The organism is Curtobacterium sp. A7_M15 (assembly GCF_030705415.1).
Classification (GTDB): Bacteria; Actinomycetota; Actinomycetes; order Actinomycetales; family Microbacteriaceae; genus Curtobacterium.
In genome coordinates, this window is sequence record NZ_JAUZED010000044.1 from 1 (window position 1) to 20426 (window position 20426).

At 72.1% G+C, this 20426-nt stretch carries 21 protein-coding genes and 4 tRNA genes; 14 read left to right on the plus strand and 11 right to left on the minus strand.

Annotated elements, in window-relative coordinates; translation table 11 throughout:
• Positions 1-289: 289 nt before the first annotated feature.
• The 3 genes from Q7F20_RS09810 to Q7F20_RS09820 all read left to right on the plus strand — a co-directional run bounded on the left by Q7F20_RS09810 (position 290) and on the right by Q7F20_RS09820 (position 604).
• A tRNA-Gly gene (locus Q7F20_RS09810) sits at positions 290-361 on the plus strand.
• Positions 362-443: 82 nt separating this feature from the next.
• Positions 444-517, plus strand: a tRNA-Cys gene (locus Q7F20_RS09815).
• A gap of 15 nt (positions 518-532) precedes the next feature.
• Positions 533-604 (plus strand) — tRNA-Val (locus Q7F20_RS09820).
• 82 nt (positions 605-686) lie between these two features.
• Here Q7F20_RS09820 and Q7F20_RS09825 read toward each other — a convergent pair.
• Together Q7F20_RS09825 and Q7F20_RS09830 are read right to left on the minus strand one after the other, a co-directional pair.
• On the minus strand, positions 687-1340 hold the full coding sequence (locus Q7F20_RS09825) for a GNAT family N-acetyltransferase (protein ID WP_305739915.1): 654 nt from the start codon (positions 1338-1340) through the stop codon (positions 687-689).
• Positions 1341-1426: 86 nt separating this feature from the next.
• Positions 1427-2617, minus strand: coding sequence for an FAD-dependent monooxygenase (locus tag Q7F20_RS09830; protein ID WP_305739916.1), 1191 nt, complete (start codon positions 2615-2617; stop codon positions 1427-1429).
• A gap of 55 nt (positions 2618-2672) precedes the next feature.
• On the opposite strand from Q7F20_RS09830, the gene Q7F20_RS09835 reads away from it, so the two are divergent.
• The 3 genes from Q7F20_RS09835 (at position 2673) to Q7F20_RS09845 (ending at position 5133) form a co-directional block, all read left to right on the plus strand.
• Positions 2673-3182 carry a MarR family winged helix-turn-helix transcriptional regulator gene (locus Q7F20_RS09835; RefSeq protein WP_305739917.1) on the plus strand — a complete coding sequence of 170 codons (510 nt, stop codon included), beginning with the start codon at positions 2673-2675 and terminating at the stop codon, positions 3180-3182.
• Between the two features lie 199 nt (positions 3183-3381).
• Complete coding sequence (locus tag Q7F20_RS09840; RefSeq protein WP_305739918.1) at positions 3382-3630, plus strand: hypothetical protein; 249 nt, start codon at positions 3382-3384, stop codon at positions 3628-3630.
• 144 nt (positions 3631-3774) lie between these two features.
• The gene (locus Q7F20_RS09845; protein WP_305739919.1) at positions 3775-5133 is read left to right on the plus strand and encodes a DUF2254 family protein; all 1359 of its coding nucleotides are present in this window, start codon (positions 3775-3777) and stop codon (positions 5131-5133) included.
• Positions 5134-5286: 153 nt separating this feature from the next.
• On the opposite strand, the gene Q7F20_RS09850 is transcribed toward Q7F20_RS09845, so the two are convergent.
• Together Q7F20_RS09850 and Q7F20_RS09855 are read right to left on the minus strand one after the other, a co-directional pair.
• Positions 5287-6111, minus strand: a complete 825-nt coding sequence (locus tag Q7F20_RS09850) for an ornithine carbamoyltransferase (protein ID WP_305739920.1) — start codon at positions 6109-6111, stop codon at positions 5287-5289.
• 37 nt (positions 6112-6148) lie between these two features.
• Positions 6149-6829, minus strand: a complete 681-nt coding sequence (locus Q7F20_RS09855) for an HAD family hydrolase (protein ID WP_305739921.1) — start codon at positions 6827-6829, stop codon at positions 6149-6151.
• A 55-nt stretch (positions 6830-6884) separates the two neighbouring features.
• Here Q7F20_RS09855 and Q7F20_RS18695 point away from each other — a divergent pair, with 55 nt between their 5' ends.
• A complete protein-coding gene (locus tag Q7F20_RS18695; RefSeq protein WP_370871653.1) occupies positions 6885-7961 on the plus strand; it encodes a GNAT family N-acetyltransferase in 1077 nt (358 codons plus the stop codon).
• Here the strand turns inward: Q7F20_RS18695 and Q7F20_RS09870 are convergent.
• The 4 genes from Q7F20_RS09870 to Q7F20_RS09885 all read right to left on the minus strand — a co-directional run bounded on the left by Q7F20_RS09870 (position 7927) and on the right by Q7F20_RS09885 (position 10194).
• Positions 7927-8796 (minus strand): SMP-30/gluconolactonase/LRE family protein, encoded by an 870-nt coding sequence (locus Q7F20_RS09870; RefSeq protein ID WP_305739922.1) that lies wholly within the window; start codon positions 8794-8796, stop codon positions 7927-7929. The genes Q7F20_RS18695 and Q7F20_RS09870 overlap by 35 nt on opposite strands.
• A 12-nt stretch (positions 8797-8808) precedes the next feature.
• Complete coding sequence (locus tag Q7F20_RS09875; protein WP_305739923.1) at positions 8809-9051, minus strand: hypothetical protein; 243 nt, start codon at positions 9049-9051, stop codon at positions 8809-8811.
• A 66-nt stretch (positions 9052-9117) separates the two neighbouring features.
• Complete coding sequence (locus tag Q7F20_RS09880) at positions 9118-9936, minus strand: alpha/beta fold hydrolase (protein ID WP_305739924.1); 819 nt, start codon at positions 9934-9936, stop codon at positions 9118-9120.
• Between the two features lie 48 nt (positions 9937-9984).
• Positions 9985-10194: a hypothetical protein gene (locus tag Q7F20_RS09885; RefSeq protein WP_305739925.1), complete on the minus strand. Its 210-nt coding sequence runs from the start codon at positions 10192-10194 to the stop codon at positions 9985-9987.
• Between the two features lie 42 nt (positions 10195-10236).
• Here Q7F20_RS09885 and Q7F20_RS09890 point away from each other — a divergent pair.
• A tRNA-Gly gene (locus Q7F20_RS09890) sits at positions 10237-10308 on the plus strand.
• Positions 10309-10619: 311 nt separating this feature from the next.
• Here the strand turns inward: Q7F20_RS09890 and Q7F20_RS09895 are convergent.
• Genes Q7F20_RS09895 through Q7F20_RS09905 form a run of 3 tightly spaced genes read right to left on the minus strand, consistent with a single transcriptional unit; the run spans position 10620 to position 12246 of the window.
• Positions 10620-10874: a DUF6510 family protein gene (locus Q7F20_RS09895; protein ID WP_305739926.1), complete on the minus strand. Its 255-nt coding sequence runs from the start codon at positions 10872-10874 to the stop codon at positions 10620-10622.
• Positions 10871-11656 carry an FAD-binding oxidoreductase gene (locus Q7F20_RS09900; protein ID WP_305739927.1) on the minus strand — a complete coding sequence of 262 codons (786 nt, stop codon included), beginning with the start codon at positions 11654-11656 and terminating at the stop codon, positions 10871-10873. The genes Q7F20_RS09895 and Q7F20_RS09900 overlap by 4 nt, the downstream gene beginning before the upstream one ends.
• Positions 11653-12246, minus strand: a complete 594-nt coding sequence (locus Q7F20_RS09905; RefSeq protein WP_305739928.1) for a molybdopterin-dependent oxidoreductase — start codon at positions 12244-12246, stop codon at positions 11653-11655. The genes Q7F20_RS09900 and Q7F20_RS09905 overlap by 4 nt, the downstream gene beginning before the upstream one ends.
• A 257-nt stretch (positions 12247-12503) precedes the next feature.
• Between Q7F20_RS09905 and Q7F20_RS09910 the strand changes: the two genes are divergently transcribed.
• From Q7F20_RS09910 to Q7F20_RS09935, 6 genes are read left to right on the plus strand one after another with little or no spacing between them, the layout of a single operon-like run.
• A complete protein-coding gene (locus Q7F20_RS09910) occupies positions 12504-14105 on the plus strand; it encodes an ABC transporter substrate-binding protein (protein ID WP_305739929.1) in 1602 nt (533 codons plus the stop codon).
• Positions 14102-15127 carry an ABC transporter permease gene (locus Q7F20_RS09915; protein ID WP_305739930.1) on the plus strand — a complete coding sequence of 342 codons (1026 nt, stop codon included), beginning with the start codon at positions 14102-14104 and terminating at the stop codon, positions 15125-15127. Before Q7F20_RS09910 ends, Q7F20_RS09915 begins: the two co-directional genes overlap by 4 nt.
• Positions 15124-16014: an ABC transporter permease gene (locus Q7F20_RS09920; RefSeq protein WP_305739931.1), complete on the plus strand. Its 891-nt coding sequence runs from the start codon at positions 15124-15126 to the stop codon at positions 16012-16014. Before Q7F20_RS09915 ends, Q7F20_RS09920 begins: the two co-directional genes overlap by 4 nt.
• Positions 16011-17756 carry an ABC transporter ATP-binding protein gene (locus Q7F20_RS09925; protein ID WP_305739932.1) on the plus strand — a complete coding sequence of 582 codons (1746 nt, stop codon included), beginning with the start codon at positions 16011-16013 and terminating at the stop codon, positions 17754-17756. The genes Q7F20_RS09920 and Q7F20_RS09925 overlap by 4 nt, the downstream gene beginning before the upstream one ends.
• Positions 17753-19792, plus strand: a complete 2040-nt coding sequence (locus Q7F20_RS09930; protein ID WP_305739933.1) for a CocE/NonD family hydrolase — start codon at positions 17753-17755, stop codon at positions 19790-19792. Before Q7F20_RS09925 ends, Q7F20_RS09930 begins: the two co-directional genes overlap by 4 nt.
• Positions 19789-20412, plus strand: coding sequence for a TetR/AcrR family transcriptional regulator (locus Q7F20_RS09935; protein ID WP_305739934.1), 624 nt, complete (start codon positions 19789-19791; stop codon positions 20410-20412). The genes Q7F20_RS09930 and Q7F20_RS09935 overlap by 4 nt, the downstream gene beginning before the upstream one ends.
• The last annotated feature ends 14 nt before the right edge of the window (positions 20413-20426 follow it).

Genomic DNA, 20426 nt, shown 5'->3' on the forward strand with positions numbered 1-20426 from the left:
GGGGTGCCGCGGCGCTGCGGGCGGGGCGGGTGCGTGCGGGGCGGGTGCGCGCGGCGGGCGTTGGGTGCGAGGTTCCGCGCAGTGTGCGAGGTCGTCTGGGTCCCACAGTGCGTGCAACCTCGCACAGTGGGCGGCCCCACGCGCGCACATCGCACCGTGCGAGAGGCGCCGCACCCGCTCGATCCGCATGAACGCGGGGGACACGCCCGGTGAACGAGAAGGATTTTGGCGGATGCCCTCGGGTTCGTATAGAGTTTACGTCGTCGCCGCGACAGCGGGTCAGACAAGTGCGGATGTGGCGCAGTGGTAGCGCATCACCTTGCCAAGGTGAGGGTCGCGAGTTCGAATCTCGTCATCCGCTCGAGTGTGGTCTTCTCAGGAAGCCCACGACTCACCAGAGGGTATCCCACCGTTCGGGTACTCACGGAGACGTGAACCTCGATGGTGGGGTGGCCGAGAGGCTAGGCAGCGGCCTGCAAAGCCGTCCACGCGGGTTCGAATCCCGTCCCCACCTCCAGCTCCACACTCCTCTGGGCGATTGGCGCAGCGGTAGCGCGCTTCCCTGACACGGAAGAGGTCACTGGTTCGATCCCAGTATCGCCCACAGAAGAATGCCCCCGGCAGGTCCAAGCGGACTGGTCGGGGGCTTTCGCGTTCCCCGCACTGGTCTGGCGGTGTTCGCTCGTTCAGCCCCCTGCACCGACCAGGAACTCGGCCGCTGCCGCTCCGCCCTCGGTGGTCAGACTCCAGGTCGGCCGGGCGAAGTCCTCGCGCTGCAGGCGCACCCGGACCTCGTCGACGACCTCGTCGGCTCGGGTCTGGGCGCGGCTGACCCCGTTGACTTCGTAGCCGAGCTTCGCGGACACCCGGAGCGACGGCGCGTTCCAGGCGACGGCACTCGATTCCGCCCACTCGGCTCCGAGGTGGTCGAACGCGAACAGCAGCAGCGCGGCTCGCATCTCCGTCCCGAGTCCTCGTCCCTGACTCCCGAGTGCCAGCCACGATCCGCTCTCGACCGTCCGGCGTGCGGCGAAGTGGCGAGCATGCAGCTCCTGCACCCCGATCGGCGTGCCCTGCTGGAGCACGGTGAAGCTCACGCCCCACCCATCCCGGGTCACACCGGCCCGGAGCTTCCAGTGGTACTGGGCCAGCGAACGAGCGAGGGTCGTCGGCGCTGCGTCCGTCCAGGGGACCCCGAACGGCATGCGGGCCGGATCGTGCACGCCCGACAGAGCAGCGTCGACGAGCCCGGGGAGGTCGTCGTCGCGCAGGGGGCGCAGTTCCAGCCGAGGCGTGGTGAGCCGGAGGCCGAACAAGGGCCAGACGTGGTCGAGGTCCATCGCCCAACGATACGAGCGCGACCCGGACCGTTACGGTCGCTTCCGGTCGGAGCGACCCGAGCGTGACTTCCTCGCCTCGATGGACCTCATCCGTCACGCAGTGCCGGGAGTTCCCGTTCCGTCTGCGCGACCTGGGTGAGCTTGGCGGCGAGCGGACGGAAGGGCCGGGACAGCAGTACCTTGTCGGCGACCCGGCGCGCCGCGAGCCCGACGTGCGTCTGCGGGTAGGCGAAGGCCGTGATGCCGCGCGGCAGCTGCTGGACGTCGTCGACCAGGGGACGCATCCACGTCTCGTACGCGGTCAGGGCAGCGGGTTGGTCGTCGGCCGACGCGGCGAGTTCGGCCGCCAGGACGTACCCGGCGGTGAGGGCGAGCGATGCGCCGCCCCCGCCCATCGGTGTCACACACCACGCCGCGTCACCGGCCATCACGACGCGGCCTCGGTGCCAGGTCCGCATGCGCACCTGCTGCAGTTGATCGACGTAGACGTCGTCGGACGTCTCGAGGGCGTCGAGGATGCGCGGCGCCTCCCACGCTGCTCCGTCGTACCGCTCGCGCACGGCGGCGAGCATCTCGGGACGTGGGCGACCGAGGAGATCGCCACCCGGTGAGTACGCGAGGATCGCACGGATCGTTCCGTACGGGTCGGGCCGGAGGTGGACCTGCCGACCGCCGACCGCGTTGTGCCAGCGCCAGCGGTCGTCGTCCCCGTCGGTCCGAGGGATCGTCCCGAAGACCATCGTGACGTCGAGGTCGCGCTCCTCGACCTCGTCGCCCGTGAAGAGGAGTCGACGCGTGGAGGAGCGGACGCCCTCGGCGACGACGAGCAGATCTGCGTCGAGTGTCCGGCCGTCCGAGAGTCGCACCGTGACGGCGTCGTCCCGGTCATCGACCGCCACGATGCTCTGGCCGTACACGAACTCGACGCCCTCGGGGAGGTGGTCGAGCACCACCCGCGCGAGGTCGCCGCGGAGGACCTCGAGCTCCGCGGTCGCGCCGTCCGTCCCGTCCGAGGGCAGTTCCGCCGTCACCTTCCCGAGGGAATCGACGAGGACCGTCCCGGTCTCGGTGGTGTTCTTCGCCTTCACGGCATCGAAGATGCCCATCCGGCGGAGGACGTCCCTCGCGACCCCGCGGACGTCGACGTTCTGGCCACCGTCCCGGAACGAGTCGGCGCGTTCGACGACGGTGACCCGCCAGCCCGTGCGGCGCAGCCAGTAGGCCACCGAGAGCCCGGCGATACTGGCTCCCGAGACGATCGCGGCGCGTTGTTCCATGGCTCCTCCTCGAATGTGTCTCTACAGTAAAGCGACTGCACATTGAAGGAGTCTGATGGAGAACATCTTCGACACGACCTGGTCCGTGCCCCAGGTCGAGGTCATGCAGGCGCTCCGCGACTGGGCGGTGGCGTTCACGGAGCTGAACCAGCAGATGGCGGCGTGGCTCGACCTGCCGACCACCGACGCCAACGCGCTCGGCCAGGTCCTCTGGGCTGCGTCGGCAGGGGAGCCGCTCTCTCCCGCGCGGCTCGGACAGCTCATCGGCATGACCTCCGGGTCGGTGACGGTCCTGGTCGACCGCCTCGAGGGAGCCGGCTTGATCGCCCGGAGCCGCGAGCACACCGACCGACGGCGGGTGACGCTCCGCCCGACCGCGGCAGCGGAGGACCGAGCGCGCGCGTTCGCGGAGCGGTCGAGCGACGAGATCGCCGCGGTGCTCCGACACACCGACGACGACGTCTTGCGTCAGGCAACCCTCTTCCTGCGCACGATCACCGGTGCGGCGACCGCGTCAGCCCGACGCCTCCGCGGAACGCCGCCCCCTGCCGAACCGGAGCGCTGAGCATCAGAAGCCGATGTCGACGAGGGCGACCGGTGTCCTGTGGCCGTCCTGTTCGCGGGCGCGCGGTGCGGGCCGATCTTCGTCACGACGCCGGAACCGAAGGATCGGGCCGCCAACGGCCACGTCCATCGTCCTCGGCGCCTTCTCCGGCGCAGTCCTCCGTGTGGTGACGGAGCGCATCGCTCCTACACTGGGCTTCGTGACGAGAGGCCTCCCGCAGCGACGCTCACTCCGACGTCCGAAGCCCTTCTCGGGCGAGCAGGTCTGGATCGTGCAACACGACGAGACACCGCACAACACCGTCCTGGGCGTCTTCGCCACGGACGACGAGGCGTACGTCTTCATGGACGCGGTGAAGGACGACTATCCGGACGGGGTCATCTGCTCGAGCTTCCCGATCCCGTACCGCTCGACCGACGGTGCCGTCCGGTACCGGACCGCCGACTGACGCGGGCCTGCCTGCCGACTCGACGGGAGAGCGCGATCGCCGTCGCCCGTCCGACACTGGGACCGCCCGTCGACGCGATCTGGACTGAGATGTCGCGACGCCCAGCCACAGCGGCGTCGTGTGGTGCAAGGCGAGGAGGTCGCGATGCAACACGTGTTCGTCGGGAAGCTGTTCACGGTCGGGCGGCTCCGCCGCGGTCTCTCCGAGTTCCTCGCGCTCCCACTCCTCATCGCGGCGCTGTTCTGCTGCGCGGCGGTGTTGTTCGCGTTCTGGGACAACCAGGGAACGGCGCCCGGACTCCGCCGCATCGCCGCGGCGGTGATCCCGCCGTCGGGGGCGACCGCGTTCGTGGGCGTGGTCGCAGCGAGCCTGATGACCGTCACGTCGATCACCTTCACGGTGCTGCTGATCGCGGTGCAGCAGACCTCCGCCTTCCTGGGCGCGGTGGTGTTCGACCAGTACCTGCGCCGCCGTGCGAACCAGGTGTACCTCGGCTACTTCGTCGGCGCGACGGCGTTCTCGTTCATCGTCCTCGCCGTCGCGGGTTCGGGCTCGCCTCCGGTCATCGGGGCGTCCACGGCGCTGGTGCTGACCGCGGGGTGCCTGGTGGCGCTGCTGTTGCTGATCCACTCGACCGTCGACCAGATGCGCCCGGAGAGCGTGGTGCACTCCATACACGACCTCGCGCTCCGTGCCCACGAGACCGAGCTGCTGCTCCTGACGGGCACCCGGCGGACGCGTCGCACAGCGCCCGACGCGGAAGCCAGAGCGGTGACGACGCGGACCGGAGGGTACGTCGTCGACATCGATGCCCGCGCCCTCGCCGCCGTCGCACGGTCGGCGGGCCCGCACGCGGAGGTGTTCCTGCCGTGCCTCCTCGGCACCTACGTGGCGGTCGGCGAACCGATCGCGAGCATCGTGGGCGCCGCGGCCGAAGACGACCGGTTCGACGCCGACACACGAGCCGCCTTCACCCTCGACGACACACGGCGGGTGGAGGTGGACTCGGGGTACGCCATCGATCAGCTGCGCACGATCGCGTGGACCGGAGCGAGCGGACAGAGCCCCCTCATCGCGAGTGCTGCGATCCACCAGTTGCGCGACCTGCTCGGACAGTGGGCCACCAGCGAGGAGCAGACACTCGACACATCGGCGAGGGCGGGCGAGCCGCTCCCCGTCGTCTACACCGACGGAGCGATCGAGCAGGTGCTCGACGGCTTCGGCACGCTCCTGCTCGCCTCGGTCCAGACGCGTCAGGTCGACACCACCGCGCTCCTCATCGCGTCGTTCACCCACGCGCTGCCGCGCCTGGGATCGGACGAGCACCGGGCCGCCCTGACGGGCGCGCTGGACGCCGCGCTTCCCTCCGTGCTCCAGCAGGCGGGGAGCCCCGGGCTCGCGAACGCCGTCAGGGGACTCGCGGACGCCCTCGACGCCTCCGGGCTGGACCGTCGTGCCACACGGCGGTTGCACGCCGACCTGCGCGACAAGGCTCGGAGGTGAGGTCGACCCGGCGACTGGACAGCTTGGACGATACCGGACCAGGTGGCGGACGGGAGGCACGGGTCGGGCCGCCACCGCGCCTCCCGTCCGCCCCGTGGACAGCTCGCGGGCGTGCGTCGCCTCGATCCGTCGGCCGCCGGTCCGACCGGCGCCTCAGCCGAGGCCGAGGCAGTGCGCCAGGACGGCCTGCTGCACCGGCAGCAGCGACGCCTTGAACCCGTGCCCGACGAAGGCGGGGTGTGCCACGGCGTCCGCGCTGACCTCCCGTCCGCGGACGAACGGCGGGCACGGGGCGAAGCGGACTCCCGACGGAGCGGTGTCGAGCAGGTGCGCCGTGACCCGGTAGGGCTCGAGCGCGTGGGCGTGTGGTCCGGGTCCGTCCGTGACCACCACGTCTGCGGTGCGGATCGCGGTCTCGAGGTCGTCCGTCCACGACGCGCCAGGGGTCGCGAGGTCCGACGGGCAGCACTGCACCAGGTCGAGCCGGAGGGCACGTGCGGCCTCCTGCCAGGCGCGGGAGATGTTCCCGTCGGCGCCCACGAAGAGGAAGCGCAGGGCGTCGAGGTCGCGCTGCTCCCGGCGCAGGGCGTACAGGTCGGAGAGCACCTCGCAGGGGTGGTTCTCGTCGGTCATCGCGTTCACGACCGACAGTGCTCCGGCACCCGCGAGCCCCTCGACGACGGCGAGGTCGTGGTGGCGGACCACGAGGACGTCCGCCCAGGACGCGAGGTAGCCGGCCACGTCCGACAGCGCCTCGGGCTTGTCGAGCGTGGTGTCCGGGAAGACGATCGGCTGCAGTCCCATCGTCGCGGCGCCGCGCTCGAACGTGACCCGTGTGCGCAGGCTGGTCGCGGGGAAGAACATGACCGCCGAGCCGTTCGTGGTCGGCCCCCGGCCGGTTCGGTAGGCGTCCGCGAGGGCGAACACCGAGGCGATCTCGTCGGGCGTCCAGTCGTCGAGCCGGGTCAGGGAGCGCATCGCACCAGCCTAGGGACGGGCAGCGGTCGGCCGCCGCTCAGGACTCGCCGAGCGCCGCCAGGACCTGCCGCCGGACGTCCGGCGCACCGCTCGTGTACCGGTCGACGAGGACGGCGGTCATCCCCGCGGACCGGGCTCCCGCGGCGTCGTGGACCGGGTCGTCGCCGACGAAGAGGCACTCCGACGCGGGCACGCCCAGTCCGTCGGCCAGCACAGCGAACGCTCGGGCGTCGGGCTTCTGCGCGCCGATGTGCTCCGAGATGCACACCACGTCGAACGCGGCGTCGAGGCCGGTCACCGCGAGCTTCTCGGACTGCTGTGCGGCCGACCCGTTCGTGAGCAGCCCGAGGCGGTGCCCGCGCTGCCGGAGCTCCCGGAGCAGCGGGAGGCTGTCCGGGAACGCCCGCCAGGCGGCACGGTAGGCGTCGAGGTACCGCTCGAACAACCCGTCCAGCGCGCCGGGGTCGTGGGGGAGTGCGAGGCCGAGCGGGGGCAGGACGGTCCGGAGTCGTTCGCGTCGCTGTTCCCGGAAGTCGATCTCACCGGAACGCCAGCGCTCGAAGTGCTCGTCCTCGGCAGCGGACCAGGCGTCGAGCACCGGCGGGGTGACGGTGGCGCCGAGTCCGGTGAGGAACTGCTCTGCACCGGTGCGGCCGGCGGTCCGATGGTCGAAGAGGGTGCCGTCGAGGTCGAACCCGATCGCTCGCACTGCCGTCACACGGCCAGGCTACGGCGTCGCGACCCGACGGTGTCGCGAACATACGATGACTGAGATGGAGATCTCGCTGCGCCCCGGCACCCGTGACGACGTGGAGTGGATCGCAGAGCTCCGGGCCGAGGTGCTCCGTGCCGACCTCGTCCGCCTCGGTCGCTACGACGAGGTCCGCGTCCGCGAGCGGCTGCGCCGGGGGTTCCTGCCCGAGCACACGAGGGTCATCGTGGTCGACGGCGTGGACGCGGGTTCGATCACGACCCGGATCGAGGACGGCGACCGGTGGATCGAGCACCTGTACCTCGCACCGCGCCTCCAGGGGCGCGGGGTCGGCTCGCGGGTACTGCAGACCGTGCTGTCGGAGCCGCACACCGGGGACACACGCCTCCTCGTGCTGCGGGGGAGCGCGGCGCGTCGTCTGTACGAGCGGCACGGGTTCGTCCGAGACCACGAAGACGACGTCGACGTGGCGATGGTGCGACGTGGTGCCTCCGAGCGCGTGACGGCGGCGTACGCACGTCGCGCCGCGGAGTACGCCGAGCACCTCGGCTCCATGTCGTCCGTCCACCCGTCGGACCAGGCGCTGGTGACGGCGTGGGCGTCGACCGTCGACGGACCCCTGCTCGACGCCGGGTGCGGGCCCGGCCACTGGACTGCGTACCTCGCGGCGATCGGCCACGAGGCGCGGGGAGTGGACCGGGTCCCGGAGTTCGTCGAGCACGCCCGGCGGGAACACCCGGGCGTCCCGTTCGCGGTCGCGGACGTCGACGCGCTCCCGGACGAACCGGAGACCTTCGGCGGCGTCCTCGCCTGGTACTCGCTGATCCACCACGACCCGGCTGCCCTGCGGCGTCCGCTCGAGGAGTTCGCCCGGGTCCTGCGCCCTGGCGGCGGCCTCCTCGTCGGCTTCTTCACCGGATCCGACGTCGAGCCCTTCGACCACGCGGTCGCCACGGCGCACCGCTGGCCGGTGGAGCGGCTGGCCACGGCGGTCTCCGAGGCGGGGTTCGACGTCGTCGAGACCTCCGTCCGTGCCGCCAGCCCCGCGACCCCGCGACCGCACGGGGCGATCGTCGCACGGCGTCACGACCGCGCGGACGCACTCACCACCCCGGCACGTCGACGCGGACCGCGCTGATCCGACCCGCGCGCGTCCGTGCCGTCACGGCGGGGTCGTAGCTGTCCGCCGTCGCGAGGTACAGCGTCCGACCGTCCTCACCGCCGAGTGCACAGTCGATCGCGCACCGACCGGGAGCATCGATGCGGTCCGTCACCGCGCCGCCCTCGACGACCCGCAGGAACTCACCGGTGTCCACCGAGCAGACCCAGACCGCGCCGTCCCGGTCGACGGTGCTGCCGTCCGGGGTGACCCCGGCGGGCAGCGCTGCCCACTCGCGTCGGCCGGTGAGGGAACCGTCGGACTCGATGTCGAACGCCGTCAGCCGACCGCCCCAGGTCTCGCTCACGACGAGCGTGCGGGTGCCCGGCAGGACGTTCGCACTGTTCGGGAAGACGAGGCCGTCGGCGGCCGGGCGGTGGCGGCCGTCCGGGTCGATCACCCACAGCGGCCCCGGGCGGAGCTCCTCGCCGCCGTAGAGGTCGTACCCGAACGCGCCGATGTACGTGCGGCCGGTCGCGTCGTCGACGACCAGGTCGTTGAGCAGCGACGTCTCGACCCCGGACAGGTCGGCGAACACCTCGGTCCTGCCGGCGTCGTCGACCGCCACGACCGTGCGGGACTCCATCGCACTGACGAGCAAGCGGCCGTCCGGCAGCCACCCGAGGCCGGAGGACTGTCCGTCCACGGTCGCCTCGAGCCGTGGCTGCTCGCCCGGATCGGGTCGCAACGAGAACACCTCGCCGGTGTGCATGTCCGAGTACCAGAGCCTGTCGTCGTGCCAGCGGTTGCCCTCGGGGAACCGGATCCCGGAGACGACGTCGGTCGCGGTCGTGGAGTCGAGTGTGATGTGCACCGCCCCAGCCTCTCAGAGCTCGCCGGGAGGTCCGGACCGCCAACGTACCCACGCCTCGAGCTGCGCCTTCGCGCTCTCCAGGCTCGTGTGGAAGCCCGCCGGGTCCCCGTCGCCGAGCAGGACGACGTAGCGCGACCGGAAGACCACGGTGCCGATCACGTCGGAGCCGCACCGCGCCTCCCAGGTCCGCTCGTCCACCGCCGCCCAGCGGACGTCGTGCGTGTCGGGTCGGTCGGTGCTCGAGGGGGAGGTCATGGTGCTTCCGGTCGCTGGACGATGGGATCGTGCCGGCGGCCAGGGTCTCGGTCACCGCCCTGGACGCTAGTCCTCGACGGCTGGGCGCGGCCCGGCGGTCCAGGACATCCGGTCGAGCCAGTCGCGGAACAGCGCCGTCGCGACGGCCGGTCGTTCGAGGTGGGCGTTGTGCCCGGCGGCGTCGAGCACGGCGTAGGTGCCGCGGGGGTAGTGGTCTCGCAGGGCCAACCCGTCCTCGTACCCGACGACGTCGTCCTGCCGGCCGAACAGGTGCAGGCTCGGCGCGGTGAACGGGGCCGGGTGGAGTGTCTCGGGCTCGGCGCCGAGGGCGTAGTCGGTGGCGATCCGGTCGACCACCGTCTGGTCGGCGGCCCGGACACCGGGGAGGACGTACCGTTCGTGGGCGTCGAGCGTCGCAGCGGTCTGGACGACGCTGAGCGCTACGAAGTCGTCACGGGCAGGACCGGGCTCCGCCGAGGCGACCACGTCCGGATCGCCGAGGACGACCTGCCGGGGCGGGACCCGTCTGCGGGCGTGGTCGGGTTCGACGACCCCGACGATCGTCGCGAGGCCCAGGACCTGGTCGCGGAGTTCGTGTGCGACCGACCGCGCGATCATGCCACCGAACGAGTTGCCGACGATCGCGAAGGGCTCGTCGCCCAGGTGTGCACGGATCGCTTCCCGGACGGCGTCGGCGACCTGCTGCGCGCTCGCGACCGAGGGGTCGTACCCGGGCGACTCCCGAACCCACGGCAGGTCGAGGTGCACCCATCGCCAGGTCGCGTCCGTCAGGGCGTGTTCGAGGGGGAGCAGGATGCGGTGGTCGATGCCGAAGCCGTGCACGGCTACGATCGGTCGGCCCCGGCCAGTGGTGCGTGTGATCACGTCGGGACCCTAGCGGCGACCGCCGACGACGGCATCGCCACCGACGACTCAGCCGACCGGACGGTAGATCGCGATCGGGGGTGCCTGGTCGTCGCCGTCGTCGTGGCTCTCGCCGGAGGCCAGCCAGGTCCGCCCCTCGTGCTCGATCGTCGTCGGCAGGTCGCCGTGCACGAGGATCCGCACCGCTGGTTCGTCACCGTCGACGAGGTCCACACCGTGGGCCTCGGTACCGCCGGGGTTGTCGTGCACGTAGCTCATGGTGCGATCGAACTCCTCGGGCCTGGTAGGGTTCTGGTGTACGCGGATGTGGCGCAGTGGTAGCGCATCACCTTGCCAAGGTGAGGGTCGCGAGTTCGAATCTCGTCATCCGCTCGGAACAGCAGCAAGCACGAAGGCCCCGGTCACTCGACCGGGGCCTTCGTCGTCCGGCATGCTGGCCGCTGTCGGTCCGAGGTGCGCAGGCTTCGGGTGCCCGCGCCCCTCGGACGCGCGGGCCACCGTGCCCACTCGAGCGCCGGCGGATGGGTGGTCCGGTCGGTGCCCGTCGAGTGATCCGGAACCGCGCGCCGTCCGGATGGGTCGGGGACCGCTCCGTGCGGTTTCCCGCAACGATCCCGCACGTCACGACGGACGTCCGGCGTGTCACTGGCGGTCCGGCCGCGCCGGTGTTCCGACCGGCCCCGTCACTCGGCGTCGATCGCGACCCGTGCGCCCGGGATGCCGACCCACGTCCCGCCCGGGGCATCGACGACCGTGACGAGCACGTCGTCGCAGTGCGGGCACCGGGCGACGGACCCCATCGGGCTGGCGTGGACCCGGGTCCGGGCGAGTGCGCCGACCGTCCCGCAGCCGGAGCACCGGAGCGTGGCCAGGGTGGGCTCCGAGCCGAGGTACCCGAGGAGCACCCCGGCCAGCGCGTTGCCGTCGAGCAGGGTCATGCGTTGCCTCCGAACCGTTCCGCGCGGACGTCGGTGGTGTCGTGCCCGAGCTCACCGAGCCACGTCAGCACCTGCTCGACGAACGGCGTCGACCCGCAGACGTACACGAGGGCGCCGCGCTCCGGCGGGAACACCGCGGCGGCGAGGGAGTCACGGGTGAGTCTCCCCGCCGGGACCGATGCGCCGTCGGGGGCCCGTCGGCTGTACACGAACGTGGTCTCGACCCCGGCCGACCCGGCACGGGCGAGTTCGGTCCGGAAGAAGACGTCGTCGGGCGTTCGCACCGCGTAGAGGAGCCGGAACGGCGCGGTGTCGCCGGCGTCGGCGTACGCGCCGGCGATGGCGGCGAGGGGGACGATGCCCGAGCCGCCGGCGATGAGCTGCACCGGCCGTGTCGACGCGCCCGGGTGCCAGACGAACCAGCCGCCGAGGGGTCCGTGCACCTCGAGGGCGTCGCCGACCTCGACGGCGTCCACGAGGAACGGCGACACCTCGCCGTCCTCGACCCGGTCGACCGCGAGGACGACCGAGGTCGCCGGGCCGGACGAGGCGATCGAGTAGGAGCGGGACGCCTGGTACCCGTCCTCGGCGGTGAGGCGCAGGTCGAGGTGCTGACCCGGGTCGTTGCCCGGCCAGGTCGGGACGTCCAGGACGATCCGCCTGGCGTTCGGGGTCTCGGGGGAGACGGCCGCGACCGTCGCGGCGTGCCAGGCCGGCCGCCTCCGGACCGGAGCCGGCGTCGGCGGGGTGATCCGTGCCTCCAGGCCCTCCACCGCGCTCACCAGTACCGCTCTTCCTTCCACGGGTCGCCGTGCAGGTTGTAGCCCGCGTTCTCCCAGAAGCCCGGTTCGTCGTCCGACTGCATGACGATGCCGCGCACCCACTTCGCGCTCTTCCAGAAGTACAGGTGCGGGACCAGCAGGCGCGCCGGTCCGCCGTGCTCGGGTGTGAGGGGCTCGCCGTCGGCCTCGAACGCGATCCAGGACTGCCCGTCGAGCAGCTCGTCGAGGGGCACGTTCGTCGTGTAGCCGCCGTAGCTGTGCACCATGCAGTAGTCCAGCGAGGTCTCGACGTCGGCGAAGAGCCGGTCGAGCGGCACGCCGCGCCACGGCATGTCGAGCTTCGTCCAGTGCGTCACGCAGTGGATGTCGACGGTGACGTCCTCGACCCCGAGCGCCTGCACCTCGTCCCACGTCCAGCTGTGCAGGCCCGACTCGGTGCGGATCGAGAAGCTCCAGTCGGACGGTTCGATCTCGGGGGTCGCTCCGGCGGACAGCACGGGCCAGTCGCGGACGAGGGTCTGGCCGGGCGGGATGCGCGGGTCGTCGCGGTCGTCGCGGCGACCGCCGAAGCCTCGGGTGAACGTCGCCATCGGTGCTCCTCGCTCGGGGTTCCGGCGACCGCACGGGCGCCGCTCTGGTCGATCATCCCGCCTCGGGCGGGACGCTCGTGTAACGGCTTGGTAAACGTTGCGGGGCCTCCAGCGAGGACCGGCGGTGCCGCTCGATCGCCGTCCCTGCGCCGATCCGCGGCCGTGCCCGACGGTGTTCCGGGCCCGCGACGGGCTTGGCCGAGGACGACGCGGCCTCTATCGTTCACCGGAACGATTACCAGGAGGGGTCACCCCGAATGCAGCCCATCGTCCCCGAACCCCGGAGCGCCCGCGGCCCGAGCCGTCGTGCGCTCCTCACCGGCGCCGCCGGTCTGGCCGGCCTCGGCCTCTTGACGCTCACCGGGTGCAGCTCTGGCGCGTCGGCCGGTACCACTGAGCTCCCGGAGGCCGCCGCCACCGGGACCGCCCGGAACGGCGGTCGGCTCCGGGTCGCCCGACCGGCAGCCTCGGCCGCGGAGACGCTCGACTCGGCCAGCTCCCTGTCGGCGTACGAGTACCTCGGCGCGCTCTACAACCGGCTCGTCAAGCTCGACAAGCAGGGCCGGACCGTCCCGGACCTCGCCGAGGAGTGGTCGGCGAACGCCGACGGCACCGAGTGGACCTTCCGCCTCCGCCGGGGTGTGCGGTTCCACGACGGCTCGCGCTTCACCGCCGACGACGCGATCGCGAGCATCCGGCACATCCTCGACGAGAAGACCGGCAGTCCGCAGGCCGGCGTGCTCGGCGAGGTGATGGACGCCCGTTCGATGACGGCCGTCGACCCCTACACGCTGCGGTTCGCGCTCACGAAGCCGAACGCCGAGTTCCCGTCCCTGCTGACGGCGTACCAGTGCTACATCGTGCCGGCCGGTGCGATCGCGGACATCGGCCGGACTGGCATCGGCACGGGCCCGTTCCGCCTGTCGTCGTTCACCCCGGCCGGGGCCGGCAGCGTCGAGGCGTTCGACGACCACTTCGCCGGCCGCCCGTCGCTCGACGGCATCGACTTCTTCTCGATCCAGGACACCACCGCCCGCGTGAACGCCCTGCTCGCGGGGCAGATCGACCTCATCTCCCAGACGAACCTCGACTTCGCGACCGCACGGGTCGTCGCCGCGTCCGACCGGGCGACCATCGCCCGCTCGAAGAACGCGCAGTGGTACACGATCCCGATGCTCGCGACGTCCGAGGAGTTCCGCGACCCCCGGGTGCGCCAGGCGATGAAGCTCGCCTACGACCCCCGCACGATCGTCGACACCGCCCTGCAGGGCACCGGGTCGCCGGGCTGGGACAACCCCGTGCCGCCGCAGCTCGCCGCCTTCGTGGACGACCACCGCGAGTACGACCCGGACAAGGCGAAGGCGCTGCTCACGGCCGCCGGCCGGTCGGACCTCCGCGCATCGATCTACACGTCGAGCTACGAGTCGGTGTTCACCCCGATGGCCGTCGCCTACCGCGATGCCGTCGCGGACGCGGGCATCCGCCTCACGGTCAAGAACGCCAGTTCGGACTCGTACTACACGCAGATCTGGATGCAGAAGCCGCTCATGGTGAGCTACTGGTTCACCGGACGCCCGATCGACCAGCTGCTCAACCAGATCTTCCGGTCCGGCTCGTCGTACAACGAGAGCGCGTGGTCGAACGAGCGGTTCGACGGGCTGCTCGACGACGCCCGCGCCGAGATGGACGACGCGAAGCGCCTGACCCTCTACCAGGACGCCCAGCGGCTCGTGGTCGAGGACGGCGCGGACATGACCCCGATGTTCGGCGACCGCCTGGTCGGGCTGTCCCGCGACGTCGTGAACTACTCGGAGTACGGCTTCGAGTTCGACTACCTGCGGATCGGACTGCGCCGATGACGACCACGAACACACCGTCGGACGTCATCGTCCCCGTCCTCCGTCGGCTCGGCATCGCCGTGCTCACGGTGGTGCTCGCCTCACTGTTCGTCTTCCTCGCCGTCCAGGCACTCCCCGGCGACGTCGCGCAGCAGCTGCTCGGGCAGAACGCCACGCCCGATGCGGTCAAGCAGCTCCGCGAGTCGCTCGGCCTCGACCAGAACGTCTGGCTGCGGTACCTGCAGTGGCTCGCCGGGGCGGTGCACGGCGACTTCGGCACCTCGCTCGTCAGCGGGGAACCCGTCGCAGCGACCCTGTTCACGGCGTTCCGCAACAGCATGCTCATCGCCGTCCCCGCGATGCTCGTTGGCGTCACGCTGTCGCTCGCGCTCGGTGTCATCGCCGGGGTGCGTCGCGGCCGTGCGTCCGACCGGGTCATCTCCATCGTCAGCCTCGTCGTGATGAGCGTGCCGGAGTTCATGGTCGCCACCGTGCTCGTGCTGCTCTTCGCGATCGGGCTGCCGCTCTTCCCCGCGGTGGTGCTGCGGGGGAGCGACGCCACGGTGGGCGAACTCCTCCCGACGATCTGGCTGCCGATCATCGTGCTGACGCTGGCGATGGCCGCGTACATCGTGCGGACGGCGCGCTCCTCGACGATCGACGTGATGGCGTCCGAGTTCGTCACCACGGCCGAGCTGAAGGGCCTCACCATGCGGCGTGTGGTCTGGAAGCACGCCGTCCCGAGCGCGCTCCTGCCCACGCTCAACGTCGTCGCACTGAACGTGGCGTGGCTGCTCGGCGGGGTGGTCGTCGTCGAGAACGTCTTCAACTACCCGGGCATGGGCAAGCTCATGCTCGAGTCCGTCTTCGACCGCGACCTGCCGACGATCGAGGCGATCGCGCTCCTCAGCGCCGTCGTGTACGTCGTGTGCAACCTCGCGGCGGACCTCGTCGCGCTGGTGCTCGACCCGAAGCTCCGCACCCGGCAGCGACGCACCCGGACCCGGACCCGCACACGAGCCACCCGGAAGGCAGCAGCATGACCGCCATCGCCCCGCGCAGCCGCAGCCGTGTCCGTGGCGCCGTGACCGCCACGCTCGCTCCACTGCGTGGCTCCACCGCCCTGGGCATCGGCGTCGGCCTGATCGCGCTGCACCTCGTGCTCGCGGTGCTCGCGCCGGTCATCGCCGGGCACGACCCGGTCGCGACGAACTCGGCCGACGTACTCGCCGGCCCGACCTGGACACACTGGCTCGGCACCGACCAGTACGGACGCGACGTCCTGTCCCGGACACTGAACGGCGGTCGCTACGCCCTGCTCGTGACCTTCCTCGCGACGACCATCGCGGTGGCCGTGGGCACCGTCCTCGGCTGCGTCACCGCCTACGCCGACAACTGGTTCGACGAGGTCGTGATGCGGATCGTGGACGCGCTGCTGAGCGTGCCGTCGATCCTCGCGCTGCTCGTCGTGGTGACCGTGTTCGACGCCGGCCTGTGGGTGATCGTCCTCGCGGTCACCGTCGTGTACGCGCCCGCCGTGACCCGGGTGGTCCGGGGCGCCGCCCGGACGGTGATCACGCAGGACTACGTCACCGCCGCGCGCGCCCGGGGCGAGCGCTCCCTGTCGATCGTGTTCCGGGAGATCCTGCCGAACGTGCTCGACGTGGTCCTCGTCGAGTACGCGATGCGCGCCTCCTGGATCGTGCTCCTCGTCGCGTCGCTGTCCTTCCTCGGGTTCGGCGCGAACCCGCCGACACCGGACTGGGGACTGATGGTCCAGGAGAACCGCACCGCCCTCACGGTGGTGCCCCTCGGCACGCTCGCGCCCATCGTGGCGCTCGCGACCCTGGTGGTCGGTCTCAACCTCGCGGCCGACGGGCTGAGCAAGTCGCTCGGTGTCGACCGCGCGACGAAGGGAGTCAGCGCGTGAGCATCGTCCAGGTCGACCGCCTCGCGATCTCGTACGCCGCCGGCAAGCGCTCCGTGCCGGTCGTCCGCGGCGTCTCGTTCGCCATCGAGGCGGGCCGCACCCTCGGGCTCGTCGGCGAGTCCGGCAGCGGCAAGTCCACCGTCGCCCGCACCCTGCTCGCACACCTCCGGACCGGCTCGCGCATCGAGCACGGCACGGTGCACGTCGACGGCGAGGACGTCTTCGCCCTCTCGCCGGCCGGCCGACGGGCGCTGCGTGGCGGCACCGCATCGGTGGTCGCGCAGAACGCCGGACAGGCACTCACGCCGTCGATGCGCGTCGGCGAGCAGATCCGCGAGGCACTCCGCGCCCACGGCGAACCCGACGGCCCCGAGCGGGTGCTCGAGCTTGTCCGGCTCGTGCGACTGCCGTCGCCGGAGTCGATCGTGCGCCGCTACCCGCACCAGCTGTCCGGCGGACAGCAGCAGCGCGTCGCGATCGCGATGGCGGTGGCGGCCCGCCCCCGCGTGCTCGTCCTCGACGAACCCACCACCGCCCTCGACGTGGTCACGCAGGCCGCCGTCCTCGACCTCGTCGCCGACCTCGGCCGTGAGCTCGGCATGGCCGTCCTGCTCGTCAGCCACGACCTCGGCGTCGTGTCCGCGATGTCGGACGAGATCGCGGTCATGCGCGAGGGCGAGGTCGTCGAGCACGCCGAGACGGCGGCGCTCTTCGCCGCCCCGCAGCACGAGTACACCCGCGCACTGTTGGCTGCGGTGCCGGACGGGCGCCGGCCGGGCGGGACGGGAGGAACGGATCACGTGCCCGAGGCGGCGACCACCCCGTCGACGGTCGCCTCCAGGACGACCGTCACCGTTCCTCCCGTCCCGCACGTCCGTCCCGTGGTGACCGCCGAGGACCTGGTGATCCGCTACGGACACGGTCTGCCCGCCGCCGTCGACGGCGTGTCCTTCACGATCGCACCGCGTGAGACGCTCGCCGTCGTGGGCGAGTCGGGGAGCGGCAAGTCGACGCTCGCGACGGCCCTCGCCGGCCTGGTACCGGCCGAGTCGGGCACCTTCTCGTTCGACGACGGGACCGTGAGCGGCGACCTGCGCGAGCCGATCGCCGGGCGGTCCCCGGACCTCCGTCGTGCGGTGCAGCTCGTCTTCCAGAACGCCGACACCTCGCTGAACCCCCGCCGGACGGTCGGAGCCGCCGTCGCACGGCCGCTCAAGCTGTTCACCGGTTCCTCGTCGCGGGAGCGGGTCGGCGCACTGCTCACCCAGGTGGGGCTCGGGCCCGAGTTCGCGGACCGCTTGCCGGCGCAGCTCTCCGGCGGGCAGCGGCAGCGCGTCGGCATCGCCCGGGCCCTCGCCGCCGAGCCGCGCCTGGTGATCGCCGACGAGATCACGACCGCGCTCGACGTACAGGTGCAGGCGGGGATCCTCGCGCTCCTCGCCGAGCTGCAGCGCGAGCGGGGTCTGAGCTGCCTGTTCATCAGCCACGACCTCGCGGTGGTGCGGGGCGTGGCCGACCGGGTCGCCGTGATGACCGGCGGCCGCATCGTCGAGATCGGCCCGACCGAGGCCGTCTTCGGCGGACCGAACCACCCGTACACGGCGACCCTGCTCGCGGCGACGCTCGAGCCCGGCGACACCGAGCTGCCCGACGTCGGCGACGGCGTGCCGCGGTGGCGCGACGCGGCGGGGTGGACCGACCGCGGCGACGGACACCTCACCCGGAACTGGGAGGACGCATGACCGGCTTCACCGCACTCGGCGCGGACCCGGCGCTGCCCGACGACGTCGCCGTCCGCGACGAGTGGATCCCGATGCCCGACGGCGTCCGGCTGCACACCCGGATCTGGTCGCCGGTGGAGCCCGACGGCCCGGTGCCGGTCCTGCTCGAGTACCTGCCCTACCGGCTCGACGACTGGACGGCGCCGCGCGACTCGGAGCGGCACCCCTGGTACGCGCAGCACGGGTACGCCTCGGTGCGCGTGGACATCCGCGGGACGGGCTCGTCCGACGGCTTCTTCGACGACGAGTACAGCGAGCAGGAACTCCGCGACGGCGAGGCCGTGATCGCGTGGCTGGCGGAACAGGAGTGGTCCACGGGCGCCGTCGGCATGTTCGGCATCTCCTGGGGCGGGTTCAACGCGCTGCAGCTCGCGGCCCGGGCGCCGGCGGCCCTCAAGGCGATCGTGACAGTGTGCTCGACCGACGACCGCTACGACAACGACGTGCACTACGTCGGCGGTGCGGTGCTCGGCATCGACATGGCGGCGTGGGGCGCGACGATGTTCGCGTTCAACTCGCGGCCGCCGCGGCCCGAGGTGGTCGGACCCGGTTGGGTCGACCAGTGGCGCGCGCGTCTCGACGCCAACCGCCCGATGACCCCGGTGTGGTTGTCCCACCAGGAACGCGACGACTACTGGCGGCACGGCAGCGCGGCGGAGGACTACGGCAGCATCGGTGCCGCGGTCCTCGCCGTCGGCGGCTGGGCGGACCCGTACCGCGACGCCGTGCTCCGGCTCGTGGCGAACGTGGACGCGCCCGTGCAGGGCATCGTCGGACCGTGGTCGCACCAGTACCCGGACCGCGGGCTCGCCCCGGGGCCGTCGATCGGCTTCCTGCAGGAGAGCCTGCGGTGGTGGGACCGCTGGCTGCGCGGGATCGACACCGGCGTCGAGCGGGAGCCGGCGCTCCGGGCGTGGATCAACGACGGGGAGCCGCCCGCGACGTACTACGAGTCGCGCCGGGGCCGGTGGGTCGGTGCCGAGGCCTGGCCGTCGACCGCCACCTCGGTCCGCAGCGTGTCCCTCGACCGGCTCCGCGGCGGCGCGGACGGTGCCGCCGTCGTCCGGTCGCCGCAGCACACCGGTGTCGACGCCGGACGCTTCTTCCCCTTCGGCAACGCCACCGACCTGCCGCCGGACCAGCGCGCCGAGGACGGTCGCTCGATCTGCTTCGACCTGCCGCTCGACGAGCCGGTCGACGTGCTCGGCAACGTCCTCGTCCGTCTCGCCGTCACGAGCGACCAGGCCCGTGCCACCGTGACCGTGCGGCTGTGCGACGTCGCCCCGGACGGGTCGTCGACGCTCGTCACCCGGGGTGTGCTGAACGCTGCGAAGCGCGACGGGATGGATCGGGACGACCCGCTCGAGCCCGGGGTGCCGACGTCGCTCCCGGTCCGACTCGTGTCGACGGGCCACCGGTTCGCCGCGGGCCACCGGCTCCGGATCGCTGTGTCGACGTCGTACTGGCCCTGGGTCTGGCCGCACGGCACCGCGCCGACGATCACCGTCGACCCCGCAGCGTCGCACGTCGAGCTCCCGGTGTGGACGCGCGCCGACGACGACGGCGTGCGGTTCGAGCAACCGGAGCGGTCCGAGCCGCTCGCGATCGAACGGGTCGCCCCGACCGCGGTCCTGCCGCAGCGCACCGTCACGCACGACGTCGAGACGGGGGAGTGGACGCTCGACGTCGACCCCGGGTACGGCGGCGGCCGGGTGTACCCCGACGGCCTGGTGTTCAGCGAGGACGCCCGAGAGACGTACCGCATCCGGTCGGACGACCCGACCAGCGCCAGCGCGACGTCCCGCTGGGCGATCGGCCTGGCGAAGCCGGAGTGGGCCGCACGACTCGAGACCGCGTCCGAGGTCACCGCGGACGCGGACGCCTTCCACGTCCGGAACACCGTGCGCGCCTGGGCCCGCGACGGTGGACCCGACGTCCCCGAGGTCCTCGTCGCCGAGCACACCTTCGTCGACGACGTACCGAGGACCTCGGCGTGAGCGGGACGGACCAGACCCGGGTCCGGCAGCGTCCCGAGGTCCGGCGCGCCATGATCGTCGAGGCGGCACGCGCCGTGATCGTCCGGAACGGCGTCGGCGCGACCGGGCTGCGGGACATCGCGGCCGAGGCGGACGTTTCCGTCGGGACCGTCACGTACCACTTCGGCAGCGTCGCGGAGATCCTCAACGAGGTCGTCGTGCTCGAGACGGAACGCTTCTACGGAGCGATCGTCGCCGCGGTCGACGCCGAACCGGACCCGGTCGCCGGCCTGCGGATGCTCGTGGAACCGCTCTTCGGGGACACCGAGCAGGTCCGGCAGCACTGGCGGATCTGGTCGGACTACTGGACGGCGGTCGTCCGTCGCCCCGAGGTCGCGGCGGAGTACGCCGAGCGCATCCGCGTCTGGGAGGCCTGTCTGGTGCGGGTGGTCCGTCGCGGCGTCGAGGCCGGGGTCTTCACCCCCGCGGAGTCGCCCGAGATCGTGGCGCTCAAGCTCGCGGCCTACAGCGACGGTGTGGCGACACAGATCGCGCAGGGCGTGCCGGACCTGACGAACGCGGTGGCGCTGTCCTGGATGTGGACCTTCCTCGCGCACGAACTCGGTGTGCCCTTGTCATGAGGTAAGGCTTGCCT